The following is an 18,667-nucleotide window of genomic DNA, read 5'->3' on the forward strand; positions in this document are numbered from 1 at the left end:
GGTGTGTTGTGTCCTCGTCCTGAGTGCTTACTTGGCGGCGTGGGCCAGCTCGGCGGCCTTGTCGGCCGCGCCGTCCATGGTGTCGACGCGCTGCACCAGCGGGTGGTCGGCGTCGGTGAGGATCTGCCGGCCGAGCTCGGCGTTGTTGCCGTCGAGGCGCACGACGAGCGGCTTCTCGACCTTCTCGCCGCGGTCCTCCAGCAGCTTCAGGGCCTGGACGATGCCGTTGGCGACCTCGTCGCAGGCGGTGATGCCGCCGAAGACGTTGACGAAGACGGACTTGACGTCCGGGTCGCCGAGGATGATCTCGAGACCGTTGGCCATGACCTGGGCGGAGGCGCCACCGCCGATGTCCAGGAAGTTCGCCGGCTTGACGTTGCCGTGCTTCTCACCGGCGTACGCGACCACGTCCAGGGTGCTCATGACGAGACCCGCGCCGTTGCCGATGATGCCGACCTCGCCGTCGAGCTTGACGTAGTTGAGGTTCTTCTCCTTGGCGGCGGCCTCGAGCGGGTTCGCCGCGGCCTTGTCCTGGAGCTCCTCGTACTCGGGGTGACGGAACTCGGCGTTGTCGTCGAGCGACACCTTGCCGTCCAGGGCGATGACCTCGCCGGAGGCGACCTTCGCCAGCGGGTTGACCTCGACGAGGAGGGCGTCCGACTTGATGAAGGTGTCCCACAGCTTGATCAGGACGTTGGCGACCTTGTCCGCGACCTCGGCCGGGAACTTGGCGGCCTCGACGATCTCGCGGGCCTTGGCCTCGTCCACGCCGTCGATGGCGTCGATCGCGATCTTGGCGACGGCCTCCGGACGGGTGGCCGCCACCTCCTCGATCTCCATGCCGCCCTCGACGGACGCGATGGAGAGGAAGGTGCGGTTGGCACGGTCGAGGAGGAAGGAGACGTAGTACTCCTCCAGGATCTCCGGGGCCGTCTCGGCGATCATCACCTTGTGGACCGTGTGGCCCTTGATGTCCATGCCGAGGATGTCCGTCGCGCGGGCGACGGCCTCGTCGGGGGTGGCGGCGAGCTTCACGCCGCCGGCCTTGCCGCGGCCGCCGACCTTCACCTGGGCCTTGACGACGGACTTGCCACCGAGACGCTCAGTGGCTGCGCGGGCCGCCTCAGGCGTGTCGATGACTTCACCGGCCAGCACCGGTACATCGTGCTTGGCGAAGAGGTCCCTCGCCTGGTACTCGAACAGGTCCACGCGCTTCCGTCCCTATCAGTGATCTCGCGGTTCGTTGGATGCGTGGGCGTGCCGCGAAGGGCAACGTGACGTCCGCTCTGTCACAAGGGAGGCGCACACGGTGTCCGAGCGCGCGGCATGTCCGTCTCGCAGGTTATCGCCGCTTGGGGGGAGCCTCTAAATCGCGAGTCACACGTGAGCGGTGATACCTGTCACATGATGTCGGCTTCTCCGGCACCGCGTGCCGCGCGTGAGGGGCCTCACCGGGCTGGGGTTGGCCCGGTGAGGCCCTGCCGAACAACCCGGACGGGGCCGTGACGCCCGTGGTCCGGGATTGCGGGGCGGCCCGCCCCCATTCCCCAATGAGGGCCGGCCTCCCCTCCGCGAGGTCGCGGCCGGACGAACCGACGGCTTTCGGCAGTCCGGGTCCTGATGCCCCGCGGAGTCCTTTGTTACCCGTGAGTCAGTAACGGGTGACAGGCGGGTGCGCAACGGCGAACGCCGGGACGGCCGGTCCACGGCGGGTTCGGGCCGGGACGGGGATTCTGTCCGTACGGACGGCTGCGCGCGCCTGCGCGGGAGGGCTCGCCGTACGGCCTAGGCGGGCGGGACGTGCACGTCCCGGCTGTGCTCGCGCGTGCGGGGCGTCTCCGCGGGCGCGGCGGCACCCGGCACGAGCCGGGGCACGGGCCGGTGGGCGGCGGGCACGGCGCCGGCGTCGGCGTGCCGGGCGGCGCCCTGATCGGCGGCAGTCCGGCTGCCCAGGGGGCCGTCGCTCCTTCCGTCGCCGGTGGGGGCGGGGGCGGGGGGCGCCTGGGGCGGGGCGGGGGTCGCCTGATGAGCGGGCCGGGGGGTGGTGGGGGTCGCTTGGGAGGCGGTCGCGGGGGTGGCCGCGGAGGGCCGGGGGCCGTGGGCAGCCGGTACGGGTACGGCGGGGGTGTCCGCCGTGGCCGACGGGGGCGTGGGCGCCTGACCGGCGGGGGCGACGGGAGCGGGGAGGAGCTGTGCGGGGGGTTCCACGAGCCCGGGGAGGGTCGCCGGCAGGGTGGGAAGCCCCGGCAACACCGGAGGCGGCACCACGGCGGGCTGCTCCGGCACGGGGAGCGGTACGGCGGGCAGGGCGGAGGTCACGGCGCCCAGTTCCCGGGTCACGCCACGGACCACCTGTCCGACGGGCCGGACGACGCGCTCGAGAGGCGTCTCCACGGGGGCCGGGTGCTCCACCACAGGTTGCACGACCCGCTCGACGACAGGTCGCACCACACGCTCGTCCGCGCCGCGCACCACTTCGCCGAGGGACAGCGAGCCCGGCCGCTTCCCCGACCGCGCACCGGACTCGGCCCGGGGTGGCGCGACCTGGCCGCCCGGCGTGGCCAGGGAAGGTGTGCCCGACCGGGCCACGGCCTGCCGACCGGACCGCGTCTCAGCCGCGGGCCGCGCGGCCGATCGTGGACCTCGGTCATCCGCCAGGCGCCCCGCACCACCGGCCGGCTTCCGGACCGCAGGCGCGTCACCCGCCGCCGTGAGGCCGTCCAGCACGGACCCGACGCCCCCGGCGTCGACCCGCACCACCTCTTCAACGGGGGACGGCCGGCCGTCCGCGGCCTCGGCCTGTTCCCCGAACAGCACTCCCAGGGCGAACACCGCCCCCGCCACCAGCGCCAGCCGAGCCGCACGCCTGCGGGCCGCGGCGCGCACCACGCGCGCGGCGGCCTCGGGCACGGCTGTTGCTGACCAGGTCGACAGGGCGTTCCCTCTCAGGACTGCGGGGACCACCGGACACCTTCACGGGTCCTCGATCGAACGCCCCCGATCCTTGCACGCGATGCCCTCAGTTCCGCAACCCCCGTGTCACCGATGCGCACTCATGTCCGTTTTCAGCGCGGGGAGTCCGGTCCGGCGGTCCCCGCGTCGGGTGCCGGCAGCGGCCGTTTCTCGATCGCCGCCGCCATCACCTCCGGGAACAGGTCGGGCGTGCAGGCGAACGCCGGCGCGCCCAGCGCCGCGAGGGCCGCCGCGTGCTCCCTGTCGTACGCGGGCGCGCCCTCGTCGGAGAGGGCGAGCAGCGACACGAACTGCGCGCCGGACGCCTTGATCGCCGCCACCCGCTTGAGCATCTCGTCGCGTATCCCTCCTTCGTAGAGGTCGCTGATCAGCACGACGACCGTGTCGGCGGGCCGGGTGATGCGCGACTGGCAGTACGCGAGGGCCCGGTTGATGTCCGTGCCGCCGCCGAGCCGGGTGGCGAAGAGGACGTCGACCGGGTCGTCCAGACGCTCGGTCAGGTCGACGACCTCCGTGTCGAAGACGACGAGCCGGGTGGCGACCGCCCGCATGGACGCGAGGACCGCCCCGAACACCGAGGCGTACACGACCGACGACGCCATCGACCCGGACTGGTCCACGCAGAGCACGACCTCTTTCTTCACCGACCGCGAGGCGCGTCCGTGGCCGACGAGCCGCTCGGGCACGACCGTGCCGTGCTCGGGCAGGTAGTGCCGGAGGTTGGCGGCGACGGTGCGGTTCCAGTCGATGTCGTGGTGGCGGGGCCGGCGGACGCGGGCGCTGCGGTCGAGGGCGCCGGTGAGGGTGGCCCGGGTGCGGGTGGCGAGCCGCCGTTCCAGGTCCTCGACGACCTTGCGGACGACCTGGCGTGCCGTCTCCCTCGTCGTCTCGGGCATCGCCTTGGTGAGGGAGAGCAGCGTGCCGACGAGGTGCACGTCCGCCTCGACCGCCTCCAGCATCTCCGGCTCCAGCAGCAGCGTGCCGAGGCCGAGCCGGTCGATGGCGTCGCGCTGCATGACCTGGACGACGGAGGTGGGGAAGTACGTGCGGATGTCGCCGAGCCAGCGCGCCACCGACGGCGCCGACGCCCCGAGTCCGCCCGCCCGTTCACGCCCCGTCGTGGGGGTGTCGTCCTTGCCGTAGAGGGCGGTGAGGGCGTCGTCGAGCGCCGCGTCCTGTCCGGACAGCGCGTGTCCGGTGCCGTCGGCCGTGTCGCCGCCGAGCACGAGCCGCCACCGGCGCAGCCGCTCCCCCGCCGCGTCGTCCGTCATCGCCGCACCTCCATTCGCTCCCCGTGCGTCTCCTCGTCGCCGTCCGGCCCCAGCAGCAGCCGCAGCACCGGCAGGACGGCGTCCGCCCGCGACTCGTCCACGCCCGGCCCGAAGCCGGGCGCCCCGGCCGCGACGGTGTCCGTGCGGTCGTGCCGTCCCGGCCCCCGGCGGACCAGTTCGCCGAGCGTGCGCCGCACCCCGGGCTCGTACGCCGAGAACGTCCTCCGCAGCAGCGGCAGCACGTCGGTGAACGCCTCCGCCGGGACCGCCGTCAGCCACCGGTCGACCAGGCCGAACAGCCGCTCGTCGTGGACCAGCAGCAGCCCGCCGCCGGAGCCTCCGACGAACCCCTCGATCCACGCGGCCGCGTCCGCCGGGGGCGTGCCGGGCGACAGCACGAGCCCCATGAGCCGCGCTGCCTCGTCCTGCGCCAGCTCGCCCTCGTCGAGCAGCAGCCGCACGGCCCGCCCGCGCAACACCCCCGGTACGGTGCCCCGTGCGGACAGCGTCCGCAGCACGGCCCGCCAGCGGGCACGCAGTCTCCCGTCGCGCGCCGCGGGAACGTCGCCCAGCAGGCCCAGCGCGCCGTGCACCGCGTCGACATGGCCCCGCATCTCCTCGGCCGCGTCGGCGTCCAGCCCTGCGCAGGCCGGGGGCAGTCCGACGAAGACCCGCTCGGCGAGGCCCGCGGCGACCTCGGCGAGGGCGGCCGTGCCGGTGCCGCGGACGTCGCCGTAGCGTAGCGAGCGGACCAGGGCGGGCAGCGCCTGCGCGAGGTGGGCGACGTCGGTGTCGAGGGCGGCACGGTCGGCGAGGACGCGCATCACCACCGGCAGGGCGTCGGGCAGGGCGGCCAGCAGGCAGTGCTCCGCGAGAGCGGTGACGTCGGCGAGGCCGCGCGCGGCGACCGCGTCCGCCTCCGCCTTGGCGGTCGCGGCGGCCGGCACGGTCGTCCCCCACACCCCCGCCTCGGCGGTGCGCACGGCCAGTTCGGGCTCCCAGCGCAGCCGCCAGGTCTCCCGGAAGGTGCCGGTGCCGGAGCGCGGGGCGGCCGGGCGTCCCCAATCGATGCCGAGCAGCCGCAGCCGGTGCAGCAGCCGGCTGCGCTCCGCGCCGGTCTCCTCGCGCAGGTCGAGGTCCAGTTCCCGCTCGTCCGCCTCGGGTCCGAGCCGCAGCCGGCGCTGGGTCCGCTCCAGGTCCCGCTGCAAGGGCACCGCGGGCACCGTGTCCGGCACCTCCCCCAGCACGTCACCGACGACCAGCCGGTCGCGCACCAGCGCCAGCGGCACGTCGGAGCCCTCGCACATCACCGCCCGCACGGCATCGGTGGCCTCGCCCAGGCCGGGCAACGGCCTGCCCCGCAGCGCGGCGAGGGTTTCCGCGAGCCGCACCGCCTCGATGACGTGCCCGGGCGACACAGGCTGGTCCTCGGCCCGGAGCAGTCCCGCCACCTTGGTCAGCCACCGCTCGACCGGCCGGTCCGGGGCGGCGAACAGATGCGCGTACCACCCGGGCGAGGCGATGCCCGCGCCGTACCCGCCGGCCCGGGACAGCCTGCGGTGCGTCCACGGCACCCACGTCACATCCGTCTTCACCCTCGGCAGCCCCTTGAGCAGCGCCCGGTCGGCCGTCACTCCCGTACGCCGCCGCAGCGCCGGCACGTGCCACGCCCCGCAGACCACGGCGACGCCGCCGCCGAACTCCCGCCGCGCGTCCCGTATCCGCAGCCGCATATGGGCCTCACGGATCCGGTCCCGCCCGTGCCCGCCGCTGCCGTACGTCTCCCGCAGCGCCGTCATGGCCTCCTCCAGGGCCGTGAACGGCGCGAGCGCGTCCCCCTTTCCCGCGCCCCGGTGTTCGACGACGTCCTCCCACCAGCGCTCGGCGTCGTCGTACCCGGCGGTGTCGGCGAGCACCCCCAGCGGATCGATCCGCACGTCCTCGTCCGGGGCGTCCTCCCCTGGCTTCTCCTCGTCCTCCTCGTCCCGCTCCCAGGCGAGCGTGTGGGTGGCCGGCAGGTCGATGAAACGGGCGGGCACCCCGTGCTCCAGCGCCCAGCGGAGCGCGACCCACTCCGGGGAGAACGCGGCGAGCGGCCAGAACGCCGACCGGCCGGGCTCGTCCACGGCATGGGCGAGCAGGGCGACCGGCGGGCGCATGTCCTCCGCCGCGGCCAGCGGGATCAACGGGTCGGCCTCGGGCGGGCCCTCGATGAGCACGACGCCTGGCCGGGATGCCTCCAGCGCGGCCCGCACGGCCCGCGCCGACCCCGGCCCGTGGTGCCGCACACCGAGCAGCAGCGGCTCCCCGGCACCCTGTGCCTGGACTCCGTTCATACGCCGGCCTCGCGGCAGGCCCGGTAGAAGTCCGACCAGCCGTCGCGCTCCCGGACGACGGTCTCCAGGTACTCCTGCCAGACGACCCGGTCCGCCGCCGGGTCGCGGACGACCGCCCCGAGCACGCCCGCGGCGACGTCGCCGGCCCGCAGCACGCCGTCGCCGAAGTGGGCGGCGAGGGCCAGCCCGCCCGTGACGACGGAGATCGCCTCGGCCGTCGACAGCGTGCCGCTGGGCGACTTCAGCCTGGTCCGGCCGTCGGCGGTCACGCCGTCGCGCAGCTCGCGGAAGACGGTGACGACCCGGCGGATCTCGTCGACGCCGTCCGGCACCGCCGGCAGGTCCAGCGACCGCCCGATCTGCTCCACACGCCGCGTGACGATGTCGACCTCCGCCTCCGGTGTCTCCGGCAGCGGCAGCACCACCGTGTTGAACCGGCGGCGCAGGGCGCTGGACAGCTCGTTGACGCCGCGGTCCCGGTCGTTGGCCGTGGCGATCAGATTGAAGCCGCGGACGGCCTGCACCTCCTGCCCGAGCTCCGGTATCGGCAGGGTCTTCTCGGACAGGATCGTGATCAGGGAGTCCTGGACGTCGGCCGGGATCCGGGTCAGCTCCTCGACGCGGGCCGTCCTGCCCTCCGCCATCGCCCGCATCACGGGACTGGGGACGAGGGCGTCACGGCTGGGGCCGTGGGCGAGCAGCCGGGCGTAGTTCCAGCCGTAGCGGATGGCCTCCTCCGGGGTGCCGGCCGTGCCCTGCACGAGCAGCGTCGAGTCCCCGCTGACGGCGGCGGCGAGATGCTCGGAGACCCAGGTCTTGGCGGTGCCGGGCACGCCGAGCAGCAGGAGGGCGCGGTCGGTGGCGAGGGTGGTCACCGCGACCTCCACGACCCGGCGCGGGCCTACGTACTTGGGGGTGATGACCGTGCCGTCCGGCAGCGTCCCGCCGAGCAGGTAGGTGGCGACGGCCCATGGCGACAGACGCCAGCGGGCCGGGCGCGGGCGGTCGTCCTGGGTCGCCAGCGCGGCCAGTTCGTCCGCGAAGGCGTGCTCGGCGTGCGGACGCAGGGTGTCCGCGGGCCCGTTGCCGTTCCGCCGCGGGTCGACGGACGTCGGTTCTGCGGACACAGACATGGCTGGGTCCCCCCTCCAGCTCGGCCGGTTCGGATCTGTCACCCACCGTGCACCACCCCACTGACAATCGCCCCCGACCTGCACACATGCCCTCGCGACGCCGACTGTCAGTGCCGGGACCTACCGTCGAGGACATGACTGATCAGGGGGGATGCAGGACCGCGACCCAGGTGCCGGAGCGGGCACTTGACGCCACGTCCGACGAGCTGCGCGAGCCCGTGTCCGACACGGCTGGGGGTGAAGCTCCCACCCCCGCACCGCCCGTGTCCCCCGCCGCCCTACGGCGGGCCCGGCGCCGCGCCGAGCGGATCACGGCAGGGGCGACCGAGCTGGAGCAGCGCCTGGCCGACCTCCTGCGTGGCGGGCTGATCTCCGCCGAGCAGGCCGGTGCCTCCCTCTGGGAGGAGACCGCCGCCCGCATGGTCGACGCTCAGGCCCCGGGACTGGCCAACAAGGTCCGGGAGTTGGGATCGCTCGCGAGCGCCGGGGCCGACGCCCCCGTGCGTCTGCTGGAGGAGTGCGCCCTGCTCCATCTCCTGGCGCAGGCCTGGCTGCGGCGCGACCGGCTGCCCGAGCCGCTCGCCGCGACCGTCCGCTCACGGGTCGGGCTCACCGCGTCGCCGGACGGACCCGCGATCCGCGACGACTGGCTCGTCCTCGCCCGGTACGACATCTCCGACAGCCGCCTGACCACTCGTCGTACTTGGCTGCACGGCAGGGCGTCCGGCCGTACCGCGCTGCTCCTCTCCTACGGGGCGGCCGGCCGCGCCCCCGACCTGACGCTCCCGGTCGGGCTGGCCGTCGACGCGGAGCTGACCCCTTACCCCGGGGCCGGGCAGCCTCGGATGGCGCTGGCCGAGCGGTTCGGGGCGCCCGCGCCGACGGCGGTGCGCCCGCCGGGCACGACGACGTCCGGGGCGCTCGCCCGCTACGGCGCCGCGCTGCGCGACGACCCGTGGCGGGAGTCGGTCCCGGTGACGCTGGACCGGGTCATGCCGGTCCCGGACGGTGACGGCTGGCAGCTGGCCGACGCCGACGAGGACCACGCCCTGCCGGTCACCGCTGCGGCGCGGTCCCGCCCGGGGCTGTGGCGGCTGGCCGCCCTGTCCGGAGGCGCCCCGGTCCGGGTCTTCGGCGAGTGCGGACCCCGGGGGTTCACTCCTCTGGCGGCCTGGCCGCCGGGTCCGGGAGAGGCGGTGCCCCTGTGCTGACCAGCCACTTTTCCCCCTCAGCCCTCTCCGGCCCCGCCACCCCCATGCATCTTTCGGACATCACTGGACACTCGGTGCGCGTGAGTCTTCGACCGCACCGGGACCCCCGTCGGAAAGGAAGCTCATGAGCAGGACGACCGCCACCGTGGCCGCGTCCCTCCCGGACCACTGGGAGGATCTGGTGACCACGGCTCTGCTGGGCACCGACCGGCGCACCCCGCCGGGCACGGCGCCCGGAGCAAAGGCGCCGTCGGACCTGCTCGACGCGGCCGCCGCGGTGACCGTACGGCGACGGGCCGGGCTCCGCCCCGCGCGGCCGGCCGAGCGGCTGCGACCGGCCCCCGAGGACCCGCGCCCTTCACTCCCACCCGCCGCCGCACGACGGCTCGCGGTGCTGCTCGCCGACCGTCCCGGCGCGTCCGGCGGCGGCCGCCGGGGCGCGGCGCCGGACCTGATGGAACTGCTCCCGCAGTGGCTCCAGGCGGCGAACGCCCGTGGCTACGCGGCGCCCCCGCAAGCACTCCCCGCCCTGCTCGACGCCGCGCGGGGCCGTACCGACCTGCGTCCGGCGGCGCTGCGGTTCGCGGGCCCGCGCGCGCTGTGGCTGGCGAGGCTCAACCCGGACTGGCGGTTCGCCCTGCGCGCGGCCCCCGGCGGCGGCCCCTCGGCGCCCGACCTCCGCGACCCGCTGGGCATACGGCGGCTCTGGCAGGAGGGTCTCTTCGCCGAGCGGGTCACGCTGCTCACCGTCCTGCGCTCCCGTGACGCGGCCGCCGCGCGCGCCCTGCTGGAGGAGACGTGGGCGACGGAGCGGGCCGAGGACCGGCTGATGTTCCTGGACTCCCTGCGCGCCGGACTGGGCCCGGACGACGAGCCCTTCCTGGAGCGGGCGCTGGCCGACCGCAGCCGCAACGTCCGGGCGACGGCCGCCGAGTTGCTGTCGGCGCTGCCCGCGTCGGCGCTGGCCGGGCGGATGGCGGTGCGGGCCGCCGCGTGCGTGGCGGTGGACCGTACGCGGGACGTGCCGACGATCGTCGTGGAGGCGCCGCACGAGTGCGACGCGGCGATGGAGCGGGACGGTGTGGCGGCCACGGCGCCGGCCGGTCGCGGGGAACGGTCGTGGTGGCTCGGCCAGTTGGTGGAGGCGGCGCCCCTTGGGACCTGGCCGGGGCGGCTCGGCGGGCGTACGCCCGAGGAGATCGTGGCGCTGCCGGTCGCCGACGGCTGGCAGGGCGAACTGCACGCGGCCTGGTGCCGGGCGGCGGTGCGGCAGCGGGACGCGGCATGGTCGCGGGCGCTGCTCGGGGAGCCGTCCGCGCCGGAGGCGGGCGGCCCGGGGGCGGTGTCCCTGGCCGAGCGCGCCCGGCTGCTGGCCACCCTGGACGCCGGTGAACGGGCGGCGTGGGTGGCCGGGTTCATCGAGACGCACGGCCTGTCCGAGGCGTTCCAACTGCTCGGGGTGTGTGCGGTGCCCTGGGCCCCGCCGCTCGGGCGGGCCGTGGTCGACGCGCTCAACATCGCGCGGGACGCAGGGAGTTATCCATGGAGTTTCAGCGGAGTCATGGGCCTGGCCGAGCGCTGCCTCGACCCGTCCGAGGCGAGCCGTCTGGACGCGCTGCTGGCGATACCGGACGAGCCGGAGGACGCGGCCCCCGGCGCCGCGAGCTACTGGTCGGAGGCGTTCCAGCGCCTGGTGACCACATTGCGGCTGCGCGGCGCGATGCTGGCGGAACTGGCTCCGGAGGAGCCGGCTCCCTGACCGGTCCGGTCACCTCCCGGCTCACCGCCCGACCCGGACGGGGCGACGGCCCATACGCCGACGGTGGACGTCCTCGGCGCCGACGCCCGGAGACCGGCATCCCGCCGCCCGTCGTCACCCCGGCGCCAACGGCTCCCGCCCGGCGGACACCGCAAGCACCAGGCCCCGCGGCCTTCGCCGCACCGGCACCGCACGCCCTCATCGCGCCCGCCTGGGACTGCCCGGCGGGAACGCCCACCGCAGCGCCCCCGCGCCTGCTCCTACGCCCCCGCAGGCTGCCGCACGTTCGCCCGTACCCAGTCCACGATGGACGCCGTGGTCGCACCCGGCGTGAAGATCTCCGCGACGCCCTTCTCCTTCAGCGGGGGGATGTCCGCCTCGGGGATGATGCCGCCGCCGAAGACGAGGATGTCCTCCGCGTCCCGCTCCTTCAGCAGGTCGATGACCTTCGCGAACAGCGTGTTGTGCGCGCCCGAGAGGATGGACAGGCCGATCGCGTCGGCGTCCTCCTGGATCGCGGTGTCGACGATCTGCTCGGGGGTCTGGTGGAGCCCGGTGTAGATCACCTCCATACCGGCGTCGCGCAGGGCCCGCGCGATGACCTTGGCCCCGCGATCGTGGCCGTCGAGCCCCGGCTTGGCCACCACCACGCGGATCGGACCGGCTGCCACACCCATCACTGCCTCCATGAAGCGACTACATCCATCCGTATCGACCAGTACCGCACACATCGCACGGATTCCCCGGCCCGAACCGGCCGCAGAAGTGAACGAACGTTATCTCCAGCATCCCGCAACCGGCAGTTTCACGGTGCACAGGGAGGGGGAAATCACACGGTGGGACACGTCCGTCGCGCAGCGTTCCCGGGCCCGGCCCCGCAGCCGAGTGCTCATGCGACACACGGACAACAGTGGGAACATGCGCATAAGGGATGCGCCTCGAGGTCGACCCACCACCGCGCACCGTCCGCGCTTCACCGGCGCGCACCGTCGACCGCACTCGGAGCGCCATTCCACGAGGGCACACGGGGGACGAGGCTGTCCCCTCGCGTGCCGACAGGAGGTCGGCCATGAAGGTCACCCAGGCAGCTCTTCCGTTCCTGCCCCTCTGCCGGCGCCTTCTGCCGGCCCGGCTGGCGGATCTCTCCGTGAGCCTGCTGAAGGCGACCGCCCTGGAGCTGGCGATCCTGGCGGGCCATGTCCTCCTCTATCCCGCCGGAATCATCCAGGAGCGGCGCGGCCCCGACCGTTCCGCGCTGACCGCCCCGGAGGGGACGGCGCAGCTGCCGACGGAGGCCAAGCCCCCGGTCGTGCTGCTGCACGGCTTCATCGACAACCGCTCGGTCTTCGTCCTGCTGCGCCGCAGCCTGGCCCAGCACGGCCGGCAGCAGATCGAGTCGCTCAACTACTCCCCGCTGACGTGCGACATCCGCACGGCGGCCGAGCTGCTCGGACGCCATGTCGAGCAGGTCTGCGAGCGCACGGGGAGCGAGCAGGTGGACGTGGTGGGGCACAGCCTCGGCGGGCTGATCGCGCGGTACTACGTGCAGCGGCTGGGCGGTGACCGCAGGGTGCGGACGCTGGTCACGCTGGGCACCCCGCACTCCGGCACGCGGGTGGCGCCGTTGGCCAACGCCCATCCGATCGTGCGGCAGATGCGTCCGGGGTCCCCGGTGCTGGAGGAGCTGGCGCGGCCCGCGCCCGGGTGCCGTACGCACTTCGTGGCGTTCTGGAGCGACCTCGACCACATCATGGATCCGCTGGAGAACGCGTGCATCGAGCACCCGGACCTCAAGGCGGTCAACGTGCGGGTGAGCGGTGTGGGGCACCTGGCGCTGCCGGTGCACCCGGCGGTGGCGACGGGCATCCGGGAGGCGCTGGACACGGCGCATCCGGGTGAACCGTCCGGCGGACGGGCGAACGGCCTCACGGTCGCCTGAGACACGGGGGCTCACGACACGCCCGCACCCCTCACCCCGGACCGAGCGATCTTTCGCGTCCACAAGCGAACAACATCGGTCAGGGACGGCCGACTTGCCGACGCCCGCGCCTCACAATCTCGAACACTCGTCGAACAAAGAGCCAAGACCGCGCCCGCCGACCGCCAAAACCCGACCGAATGCCCGTTTCCTGCGGCCGCGAAACCTGCGGAAGATTGTCGCGCCCGCATACCGCCGGGTACAGTCGCCGCACTGCTCTGGCAGCCCCTGTTGTCGAGGCGAAAGAGAAGTTGGTGAACGACCGTCACCCGTCGGGGACCATGACCCCGGCTCCGGCCTCCGATGCCGCCTCGGCGCCCTACGCGTCGTACGGCAGCCAGGAGGTCCCGTACGGGGACGTCACCTCCTACGGCGGCTACGACGCCACCTACTACGGCACCGGCGAGCACGCCGCCGGCACCTTCGCCGCCGACCCCCTCTTCGGGAGCATGCCGGGCGAGGACCCCGCGCAGGCCGCCTGGACCACCGGCCAGTGGACGGCCGGCGCGCAGGACACCGGGCACTACGACGCCTACGCCTTCCAGCAGGCCGTGTACGAGACCGGCGGTCATGACACGACCGCCTGGACCACCGGCGAGCAGCCGATGGCGGTGATCCCCCAGCAGGGCGGGTCCACCGAGACCGGCCAGTGGGACGCGAACGCGTGGCTCCCGGCCGAGCAGCCCGCGGACCCGACCCAGCAGTGGGACTGGGGCACGCAGACCTTCGACAGCGGCGTCTACGACGCCACCCAGTGGAACACCGACGGCGGCGAGACACCCGCACCGGACGCGCAGTACGGCGGCGAGCCGTACGAGCAGGAGAACTTCGGGAACCAGGAGAACTTCGCGGGGCACGAGAACGTCGCGGCGCAGGAGGACTTCACCCAGGAGAGCTTCTCCCAGGAGTCCTACGAGCAGGACGCGCCCGACCAGCCCTACGCGGAGGACGCCTACCGCGGGGAGCCCGGTCCGGACGAACCCGGGGCCGGTGAACCGGCCGACACCGGCGAACTGCCCGCCGTCTCCCTCCTCGACGAGCAGGAAGAGGTCACCCCCGCACCGCGCGCCGCCTCCCGTTCCGGGTCCCGCTCCCGCCGCCGCACCCCGCCCAAGCGCTCCGCGCTGCTGACCGTGGCCGTGCCCTCGGCCTGCGTGATGGGTGTCGCCGGCATCGCGGCCGCCTCGGTCGGCGATCTGTCCGAAGAAGGCGGCCAGGACGCGCGGACGACCGCCGCGGATGCCCAGCCCGTCCAGCCCTCCGTCGCCAACGTCAAGCTGGACACCCAGCTCGAGAGCCTCGCCGCCGGCGCCGACGACTTCGCCGACCGGGCCAGCCGCGCCCAGGGCCGCATCGACCTCAAGGCCCAGCAGGAGCTGGAGCGCAGGCGGGCGGCCGAGGAGGCGGCCCGCAAGGAGCGGCTCCGCCCGAAGTTCGCGCTCCCGGTGGCGCAGCACGGACTCAGCGCCTACTACGGCCAGTCCGGCATCAACTGGATGTCCCTCCACACCGGCATCGACTTCCCCGTCTCGTACGGCACGCCCGTGCTGGCGGCGACCGACGGCACGGTGCGCACGCAGTACAACTCCGCCTACGGCAACATGCTGATCGTGACCGCGATGGACGGCACGGAGACCTGGTACTGCCACCTCTCCAGCTACCAGGTGCCCTCCGGCGCGACCGTCAAGGCCGGCGACCAGATCGCGTTCTCCGGGAACTCCGGCAACTCGACCGGCCCGCACCTGCACTTCGAGGTCCGCCCCGGCGGCGGCTCGGCGATCGACCCGCTGGCCTGGTTCCGCAGCCACGGCCTGGAACCCACGTAAACGAACCCACGTAGGCCGACCCTGATCCGGTGCCCGTCGCGGCACCGGGGCGAACCCCGGCCCCACGACGGGCCGCTCGGTCCGCGGACCGCTAGAGCTTCTCCACCGGCGCGTACCGCAGCAGCAGCCGCTTGGGCTTCTCGTCGCCGAAGTCGATCGTCGCCTCCGCGTTCGCCCCCGTGCCCTTCACCGCGACGACCGTGCCCAGGCCGAACTGGTCGTGCGTGACCCGGTCCCCGACCGCCAGCGACACCACGGGCTTCTCCGAGGTGCGCCGCGTCGCGAAGCCGGACGCGCCCGACGCGGACGAGCGGGAGCGGGACGACGACAGCGACGCCGCCACCCCGGACACCGCGCCGGAGGCCACGGGACCGCTCGCGCCGGTCCGCTTCCACTCCAGGTGCGTGGCCGGGATCTCCTCCAGGAACCGCGACGGCGGGTTGTACGACGGCTGGCCCCAGGCGCTGCGCATCACCGACCGGGTGAGGTAGAGCCGCTCCCGGGCACGCGTGATGCCGACGTAGGCCAGGCGGCGCTCCTCCTCCAGTTCTTTGGTCTGGCCGAGGGCGCGCATGTGCGGGAAGACGCCGTCCTCCATGCCGGTGAGGAAGACGACCGGGAACTCCAGGCCCTTGGCGGTGTGCAGCGTCATCAGCGTGATGACGCCGTCGCCGTCCTCCTCGTCGGGGATCTGGTCGGAGTCGGCGACCAGGGCGACCTGCTCGAGGAAGTCGGCCAGCGTGCCGGTCTCGCCCTCGCCGCGCTCCTGCTCGAACTCCAGGGCGACGGCCGCGAGTTCCTGGAGGTTCTCGATGCGGGTCTCGTCCTGCGGGTCGGTGGAGGCCTGCAACTCGGCGAGGTAGCCGGTGCGTTCGAGGATGGCCTCCAGCACCGTCGCCGGTCCGGCACCCGACTCGACGACCGTCCGGAGGTCCTCCATCAGCGTGTTGAACCGCTTGACCGCATTCGCCGACCGGGCGGCCATGCCGTACGCCTCGTCGACGCGGCGCAGCGCCTGCGGGAAGCTGATCTTCTCCCGCTGGGCGAGCGCGTCGATCATGGCCTCGGCGCGGTCGCCGATGCCGCGCTTGGGGACGTTGAGGATGCGGCGCAGCGGCACCGAGTCCTCGGGGTTGGCCAGCACCCGCAGGTAGGCCAGGACGTCCCGGACCTCCTTGCGCTCGTAGAAGCGCACGCCGCCGACGACCTTGTAGGGCAGGCCGACGCGGATGAAGATCTCCTCGAACACACGGGACTGCGCGTTGGTCCGGTAGAAGACGGCGACGTCGCCGGCCTTGGCCTCGCCCGCGTCCGTGAGGCGGTCTATCTCGTCGGCGACGAACTGCGCCTCGTCGTGCTCCGTGTCGGCGACGTAGCCGGTGATGAGCGCGCCGGTGCCGGCGTTGGTCCACAGGTTCTTCGGGCGGCGGGACTCGTTGCGCTCGATGACGGCGTTGGCGGCGGAGAGGATCGTCTGCGTGGAGCGGTAGTTCTGCTCGAGCAGGATCGTCGTCGCGTCCGGGTAGTCCTCCTCGAACTGGAGGATGTTGCGGATGGTCGCGCCGCGGAAGGCGTAGATGGACTGGTCGGCGTCGCCCACCACGCACAGCTCGGCGGGCGGCACCTCGGCCTCCGGCGGCACGTCGACGGGGTGCTCGGAGGCGCCCCCGACCAGCTCGCGCACCAGGGCGTACTGGGCGTGGTTGGTGTCCTGGTACTCGTCGACCAGGACGTGCCGGAAGCGGCGGCGGTAGTGCTCGGCGACGTCCGGGAAGGCACGGAGCAGGTTGACCGTCGTCATGATCAGGTCGTCGAAGTCCAGCGCGTTCGCCTCGCGCAGGCGCGACTGGTAGAGCGCGTAGGCCTGGGCGAGGGTCTTCTCGAACCCGTCCGTGGCCTGCGCGGCGAAGTCCTCCTCGTCGATCAGCTCGTTCTTCAGGTTGCTGATCTTCGCGCTGAAGGACTTCGGCGGGAAGCGCTTGGGGTCGAGGTCCAGGTCGCGGCAGACCAGGGCCATCAGACGCTTGGAGTCGGCGGCGTCGTAGATCGAGAAGGACGACGTGAAGCCGAGCCTCTTGGACTCGCGGCGCAGGATGCGCACGCACGCGCTGTGGAACGTCATGACCCACATCGCGTTCGCCCGGGGCCCGACGAGCTGCTCGACGCGCTCCTTCATCTCGCCCGCGGCCTTGTTGGTGAAGGTGATCGCGAGGATCTGGCCCGGGTGGACGTCCCGCTCGGCGAGCAGGTAGGCGATGCGGTGGGTGAGCACACGGGTCTTGCCGGACCCGGCACCGGCGACGATGAGCAGCGGGGAGCCGGAGTGCACGACCGCGGCGCGCTGGTTGTCGTTCAGCCCCTCGAGCAGCGCGGCGGAGTCGATCACCGGCCGCGGGGCGCCGTCCCGGTAGTAGGAGTCCCGCTCCGGGGGCACGTCGAACTTCCCGCCGAACAGGTCGTCCGGCAGGGGCTCCGGGGCGTGCTCGTCCTCGGGCGGCGGCGGGGGCTCGTCCGCCGGGCCGCGCTGGGCCTGGAGGTCCGCCAGGAAGCTGTCGTCAAAGAGGCTGCTCATCGCTCTCCGAGTCTAGGGCGCTCCACCGACAACCCGGGCCCGCCCCGGGAACATCCCCCGGCCCCTCGCGGGGGCGCCCCGGCGGGCACCCTCCACGGTCAGCGCCTCACCGTGCGTGACATCCCCAAGAAGGTCACGAAAATGTATCGGGCATATCACCCATCAACCTTCACAAGGACCACACCAGTTGGCTACCGTGCCGTCCGGGCCGCTCGTCCCCCGCCGGCGAACCTCGCCGGGCCGCGCGGCCCCCGCCGAGTCCGTCACTGTCCGCCAGGGCAGCCGGAGCCGGGGACCCACCGAGACTTGGGGTGAATCGGCCCACTCTTCGGAGAGGCCGTAGGGCAACCCTTCCACCCGCCCGAACCCGACAGCTAACCCGGTAGGCGGAGCACCGGAAGGAGTCGCCTCCCTTGGCGTCGCACCGCAAGTCGCGCACCCCCGGCACGCGCGTGGCAGGCATACGCACCCCGGCCCTCGCCACGGCCGCGCTCACCTCTGTGGCCCTGCTCTCCCAGACGGCCAACGCCTCTCCCGGCGAGGACCGGCCGAGCCTGGAGGAGGTGGAGAAGAAGGTCGGCGACCTCTACCGGCAGGCCGAGTCGGCGACCGAGAAGTACAACGCGGCCAAGGAGAAGACCACCAAGCAGCGCAAGCGCGTCGACACCCTCCTCGACGACGTGGCGCAGCGCACGCAGAAGCTGAACGAGGCGCGCGCCGAGCTGGGCTCCTACGCGGCTGCCCAGTACCGCACCGGCGCGGGCATGCCCGACACCGCGACGTTCCTGCTCGCGGAGACCCCGCAGGACATCTTCGACCAGCGTCAGGTGCTGGACCGGATGACCGGCCGCCAGAAGGCGGCGGTCGACGACTACGTCACCCAGCAGACCGAGACGATGAAGAAGCGGCAGGAGGCCACCGAGAGCCTCCAAACGCTCACCGAGACGCAGGGCGACCTGAAAACGGCGAAGGCCACCGTCCAGAAGAAGCTCGCCGACGCGCGCGAACTGCTGTCGAAGCTGACCGCCGAGGAGAAGGCGCGGCTCGCCGCGATCGAGAAGCGCAAGCAGGAGGCGGCCGCCCGCAAGGCCGCGGAGCTGGCCCGGCAGCAGGCGGAGCAGGAGCAGGCCCGCGAGGAGGCCGCGCAGCAGGGCGGCGGCACCTCGGAGGGCACCGGGTCCGGATCCGGGTCCGGCTCGACCGAGACCCCGCCCGCCGACTCGTCGTACGGCACCAAGGCCGAGAAGGCCCTCGCCTTCGCCCGCGCGCAGATCGGCAAGCCGTACGTCTGGGGCGCGACCGGTCCCGGCTCCTACGACTGCTCGGGGCTGACCCAGGCCGCCTGGAAGGCCGCCGGCGTCTCCCTCCCGCGCACCACCTACGACCAGGTGAACGCCGGCACCACCGTCCCGGTGTCCCAGGCGCAGCCCGGTGACCTGGTCTTCTTCTACGACGACGTCACCCACGTGGGTCTCTACATCGGCAACGGCATGATGATCCACGCCCCGAAGCCGGGCACGTACGTCCGCGAGGAGTCGATCTTCTACGACGGCGACTCCGCGATCCACAGCATCGTCCGGCCGGCCTGACGGCACGGGCGCACAGGAC

General features: G+C 73.5%; 12 protein-coding genes and 1 riboswitch. Of the genes, 5 read left to right on the forward strand and 7 right to left on the reverse strand.

The genetic code is table 11. The annotated features are described in order from the left end of the window. Nucleotides 1-27: 27 nt before the first annotated feature. From sucC to ACQY0Z_RS03120, 5 genes are all read right to left on the reverse strand, one after another. Nucleotides 28-1,209 carry an ADP-forming succinate--CoA ligase subunit beta gene (gene sucC, locus ACQY0Z_RS03100; protein ID WP_189898756.1) on the reverse strand — a complete coding sequence of 394 codons (1,182 nt, stop codon included), beginning with the start codon at nucleotides 1,207-1,209 and terminating at the stop codon, nucleotides 28-30. A 576-nt stretch (nucleotides 1,210-1,785) separates the two neighbouring features. Continuing rightward, nucleotides 1,786-2,964, reverse strand: coding sequence for a hypothetical protein (locus tag ACQY0Z_RS03105; protein WP_439811805.1), 1,179 nt, complete (start codon nucleotides 2,962-2,964; stop codon nucleotides 1,786-1,788). Nucleotides 2,965-3,065: 101 nt separating this feature from the next. Continuing rightward, the gene (locus ACQY0Z_RS03110; protein WP_439811806.1) at nucleotides 3,066-4,244 is read right to left on the reverse strand and encodes a VWA domain-containing protein; all 1,179 of its coding nucleotides are present in this window, start codon (nucleotides 4,242-4,244) and stop codon (nucleotides 3,066-3,068) included. Then, the gene (locus ACQY0Z_RS03115) at nucleotides 4,241-6,580 is read right to left on the reverse strand and encodes a DUF5682 family protein (RefSeq protein WP_254585314.1); all 2,340 of its coding nucleotides are present in this window, start codon (nucleotides 6,578-6,580) and stop codon (nucleotides 4,241-4,243) included. The genes ACQY0Z_RS03110 and ACQY0Z_RS03115 overlap by 4 nt, the downstream gene beginning before the upstream one ends. Beyond that, nucleotides 6,577-7,713: an ATP-binding protein gene (locus ACQY0Z_RS03120; RefSeq protein ID WP_254585315.1), complete on the reverse strand. Its 1,137-nt coding sequence runs from the start codon at nucleotides 7,711-7,713 to the stop codon at nucleotides 6,577-6,579. Before ACQY0Z_RS03120 ends, ACQY0Z_RS03115 begins: the two co-directional genes overlap by 4 nt. A 134-nt stretch (nucleotides 7,714-7,847) precedes the next feature. On the opposite strand from ACQY0Z_RS03120, the gene ACQY0Z_RS03125 reads away from it, so the two are divergent. Beyond that, nucleotides 7,848-8,924 carry a hypothetical protein gene (locus tag ACQY0Z_RS03125; RefSeq protein WP_439811807.1) on the forward strand — a complete coding sequence of 359 codons (1,077 nt, stop codon included), beginning with the start codon at nucleotides 7,848-7,850 and terminating at the stop codon, nucleotides 8,922-8,924. Nucleotides 8,925-9,048: 124 nt separating this feature from the next. Further along, the gene (locus ACQY0Z_RS03130; RefSeq protein ID WP_381731007.1) at nucleotides 9,049-10,683 is read left to right on the forward strand and encodes a DUF5691 domain-containing protein; all 1,635 of its coding nucleotides are present in this window, start codon (nucleotides 9,049-9,051) and stop codon (nucleotides 10,681-10,683) included. A 260-nt stretch (nucleotides 10,684-10,943) separates the two neighbouring features. Here the strand turns inward: ACQY0Z_RS03130 and ACQY0Z_RS03135 are convergent, their stop codons facing one another. After that, complete coding sequence (locus ACQY0Z_RS03135) at nucleotides 10,944-11,360, reverse strand: cobalamin B12-binding domain-containing protein (protein ID WP_189898766.1); 417 nt, start codon at nucleotides 11,358-11,360, stop codon at nucleotides 10,944-10,946. 392 nt (nucleotides 11,361-11,752) lie between these two features. Between ACQY0Z_RS03135 and ACQY0Z_RS03140 the strand changes: the two genes are divergently transcribed. Further along, nucleotides 11,753-12,622, forward strand: a complete 870-nt coding sequence (locus tag ACQY0Z_RS03140; protein WP_189898768.1) for an esterase/lipase family protein — start codon at nucleotides 11,753-11,755, stop codon at nucleotides 12,620-12,622. Nucleotides 12,623-12,942: 320 nt separating this feature from the next. Next, entirely contained in the window at nucleotides 12,943-14,487 is a 1,545-nt protein-coding gene (locus tag ACQY0Z_RS03145; protein WP_439813343.1) for a M23 family metallopeptidase, read from the forward strand. Between the two features lie 91 nt (nucleotides 14,488-14,578). Here ACQY0Z_RS03145 and pcrA read toward each other — a convergent pair whose 3' ends face one another. Further along, entirely contained in the window at nucleotides 14,579-17,059 is a 2,481-nt protein-coding gene (gene pcrA / locus ACQY0Z_RS03150) for a DNA helicase PcrA (protein ID WP_254585318.1), read from the reverse strand. A gap of 252 nt (nucleotides 17,060-17,311) precedes the next feature. Beyond that, nucleotides 17,312-17,448, forward strand: a riboswitch (cyclic di-AMP (ydaO/yuaA leader). A 24-nt stretch (nucleotides 17,449-17,472) separates the two neighbouring features. On the opposite strand from pcrA, the gene ACQY0Z_RS03155 reads away from it, so the two are divergent. Further along, nucleotides 17,473-18,648 (forward strand): C40 family peptidase, encoded by a 1,176-nt coding sequence (locus ACQY0Z_RS03155; RefSeq protein WP_254585319.1) that lies wholly within the window; start codon nucleotides 17,473-17,475, stop codon nucleotides 18,646-18,648. Nucleotides 18,649-18,667 lie beyond the last annotated feature (19 nt).

It is taken from the genome of Streptomyces sp. P9-2 (assembly GCF_051903975.1).
Classification (GTDB): domain Bacteria; phylum Actinomycetota; class Actinomycetes; order Streptomycetales; family Streptomycetaceae; genus Streptomyces; species Streptomyces cellulosae.

Coding starts and splice junctions, on each gene's coding strand:
- ACQY0Z_RS03110 (WP_439811806.1), bottom strand. CDS start 4,244: ATGACGGACGACGCGGCGGGGGAGCGGCTGCGCCGGTGGCGGCTCGTG.
- ACQY0Z_RS03115 (WP_254585314.1), bottom strand. CDS start 6,580: ATGAACGGAGTCCAGGCACAGGGTGCCGGGGAGCCGCTGCTGCTCGGT.
- ACQY0Z_RS03120 (WP_254585315.1), bottom strand. CDS start 7,713: ATGTCTGTGTCCGCAGAACCGACGTCCGTCGACCCGCGGCGGAACGGC.
- ACQY0Z_RS03125 (WP_439811807.1), top strand. CDS start 7,848: ATGACTGATCAGGGGGGATGCAGGACCGCGACCCAGGTGCCGGAGCGG.
- ACQY0Z_RS03130 (WP_381731007.1), top strand. CDS start 9,049: ATGAGCAGGACGACCGCCACCGTGGCCGCGTCCCTCCCGGACCACTGG.
- ACQY0Z_RS03135 (WP_189898766.1), bottom strand. CDS start 11,360: ATGGGTGTGGCAGCCGGTCCGATCCGCGTGGTGGTGGCCAAGCCGGGG.
- ACQY0Z_RS03140 (WP_189898768.1), top strand. CDS start 11,753: ATGAAGGTCACCCAGGCAGCTCTTCCGTTCCTGCCCCTCTGCCGGCGC.
- ACQY0Z_RS03145 (WP_439813343.1), top strand. CDS start 12,943: ATGACCCCGGCTCCGGCCTCCGATGCCGCCTCGGCGCCCTACGCGTCG.
- pcrA (WP_254585318.1), bottom strand. CDS start 17,059: ATGAGCAGCCTCTTTGACGACAGCTTCCTGGCGGACCTCCAGGCCCAG.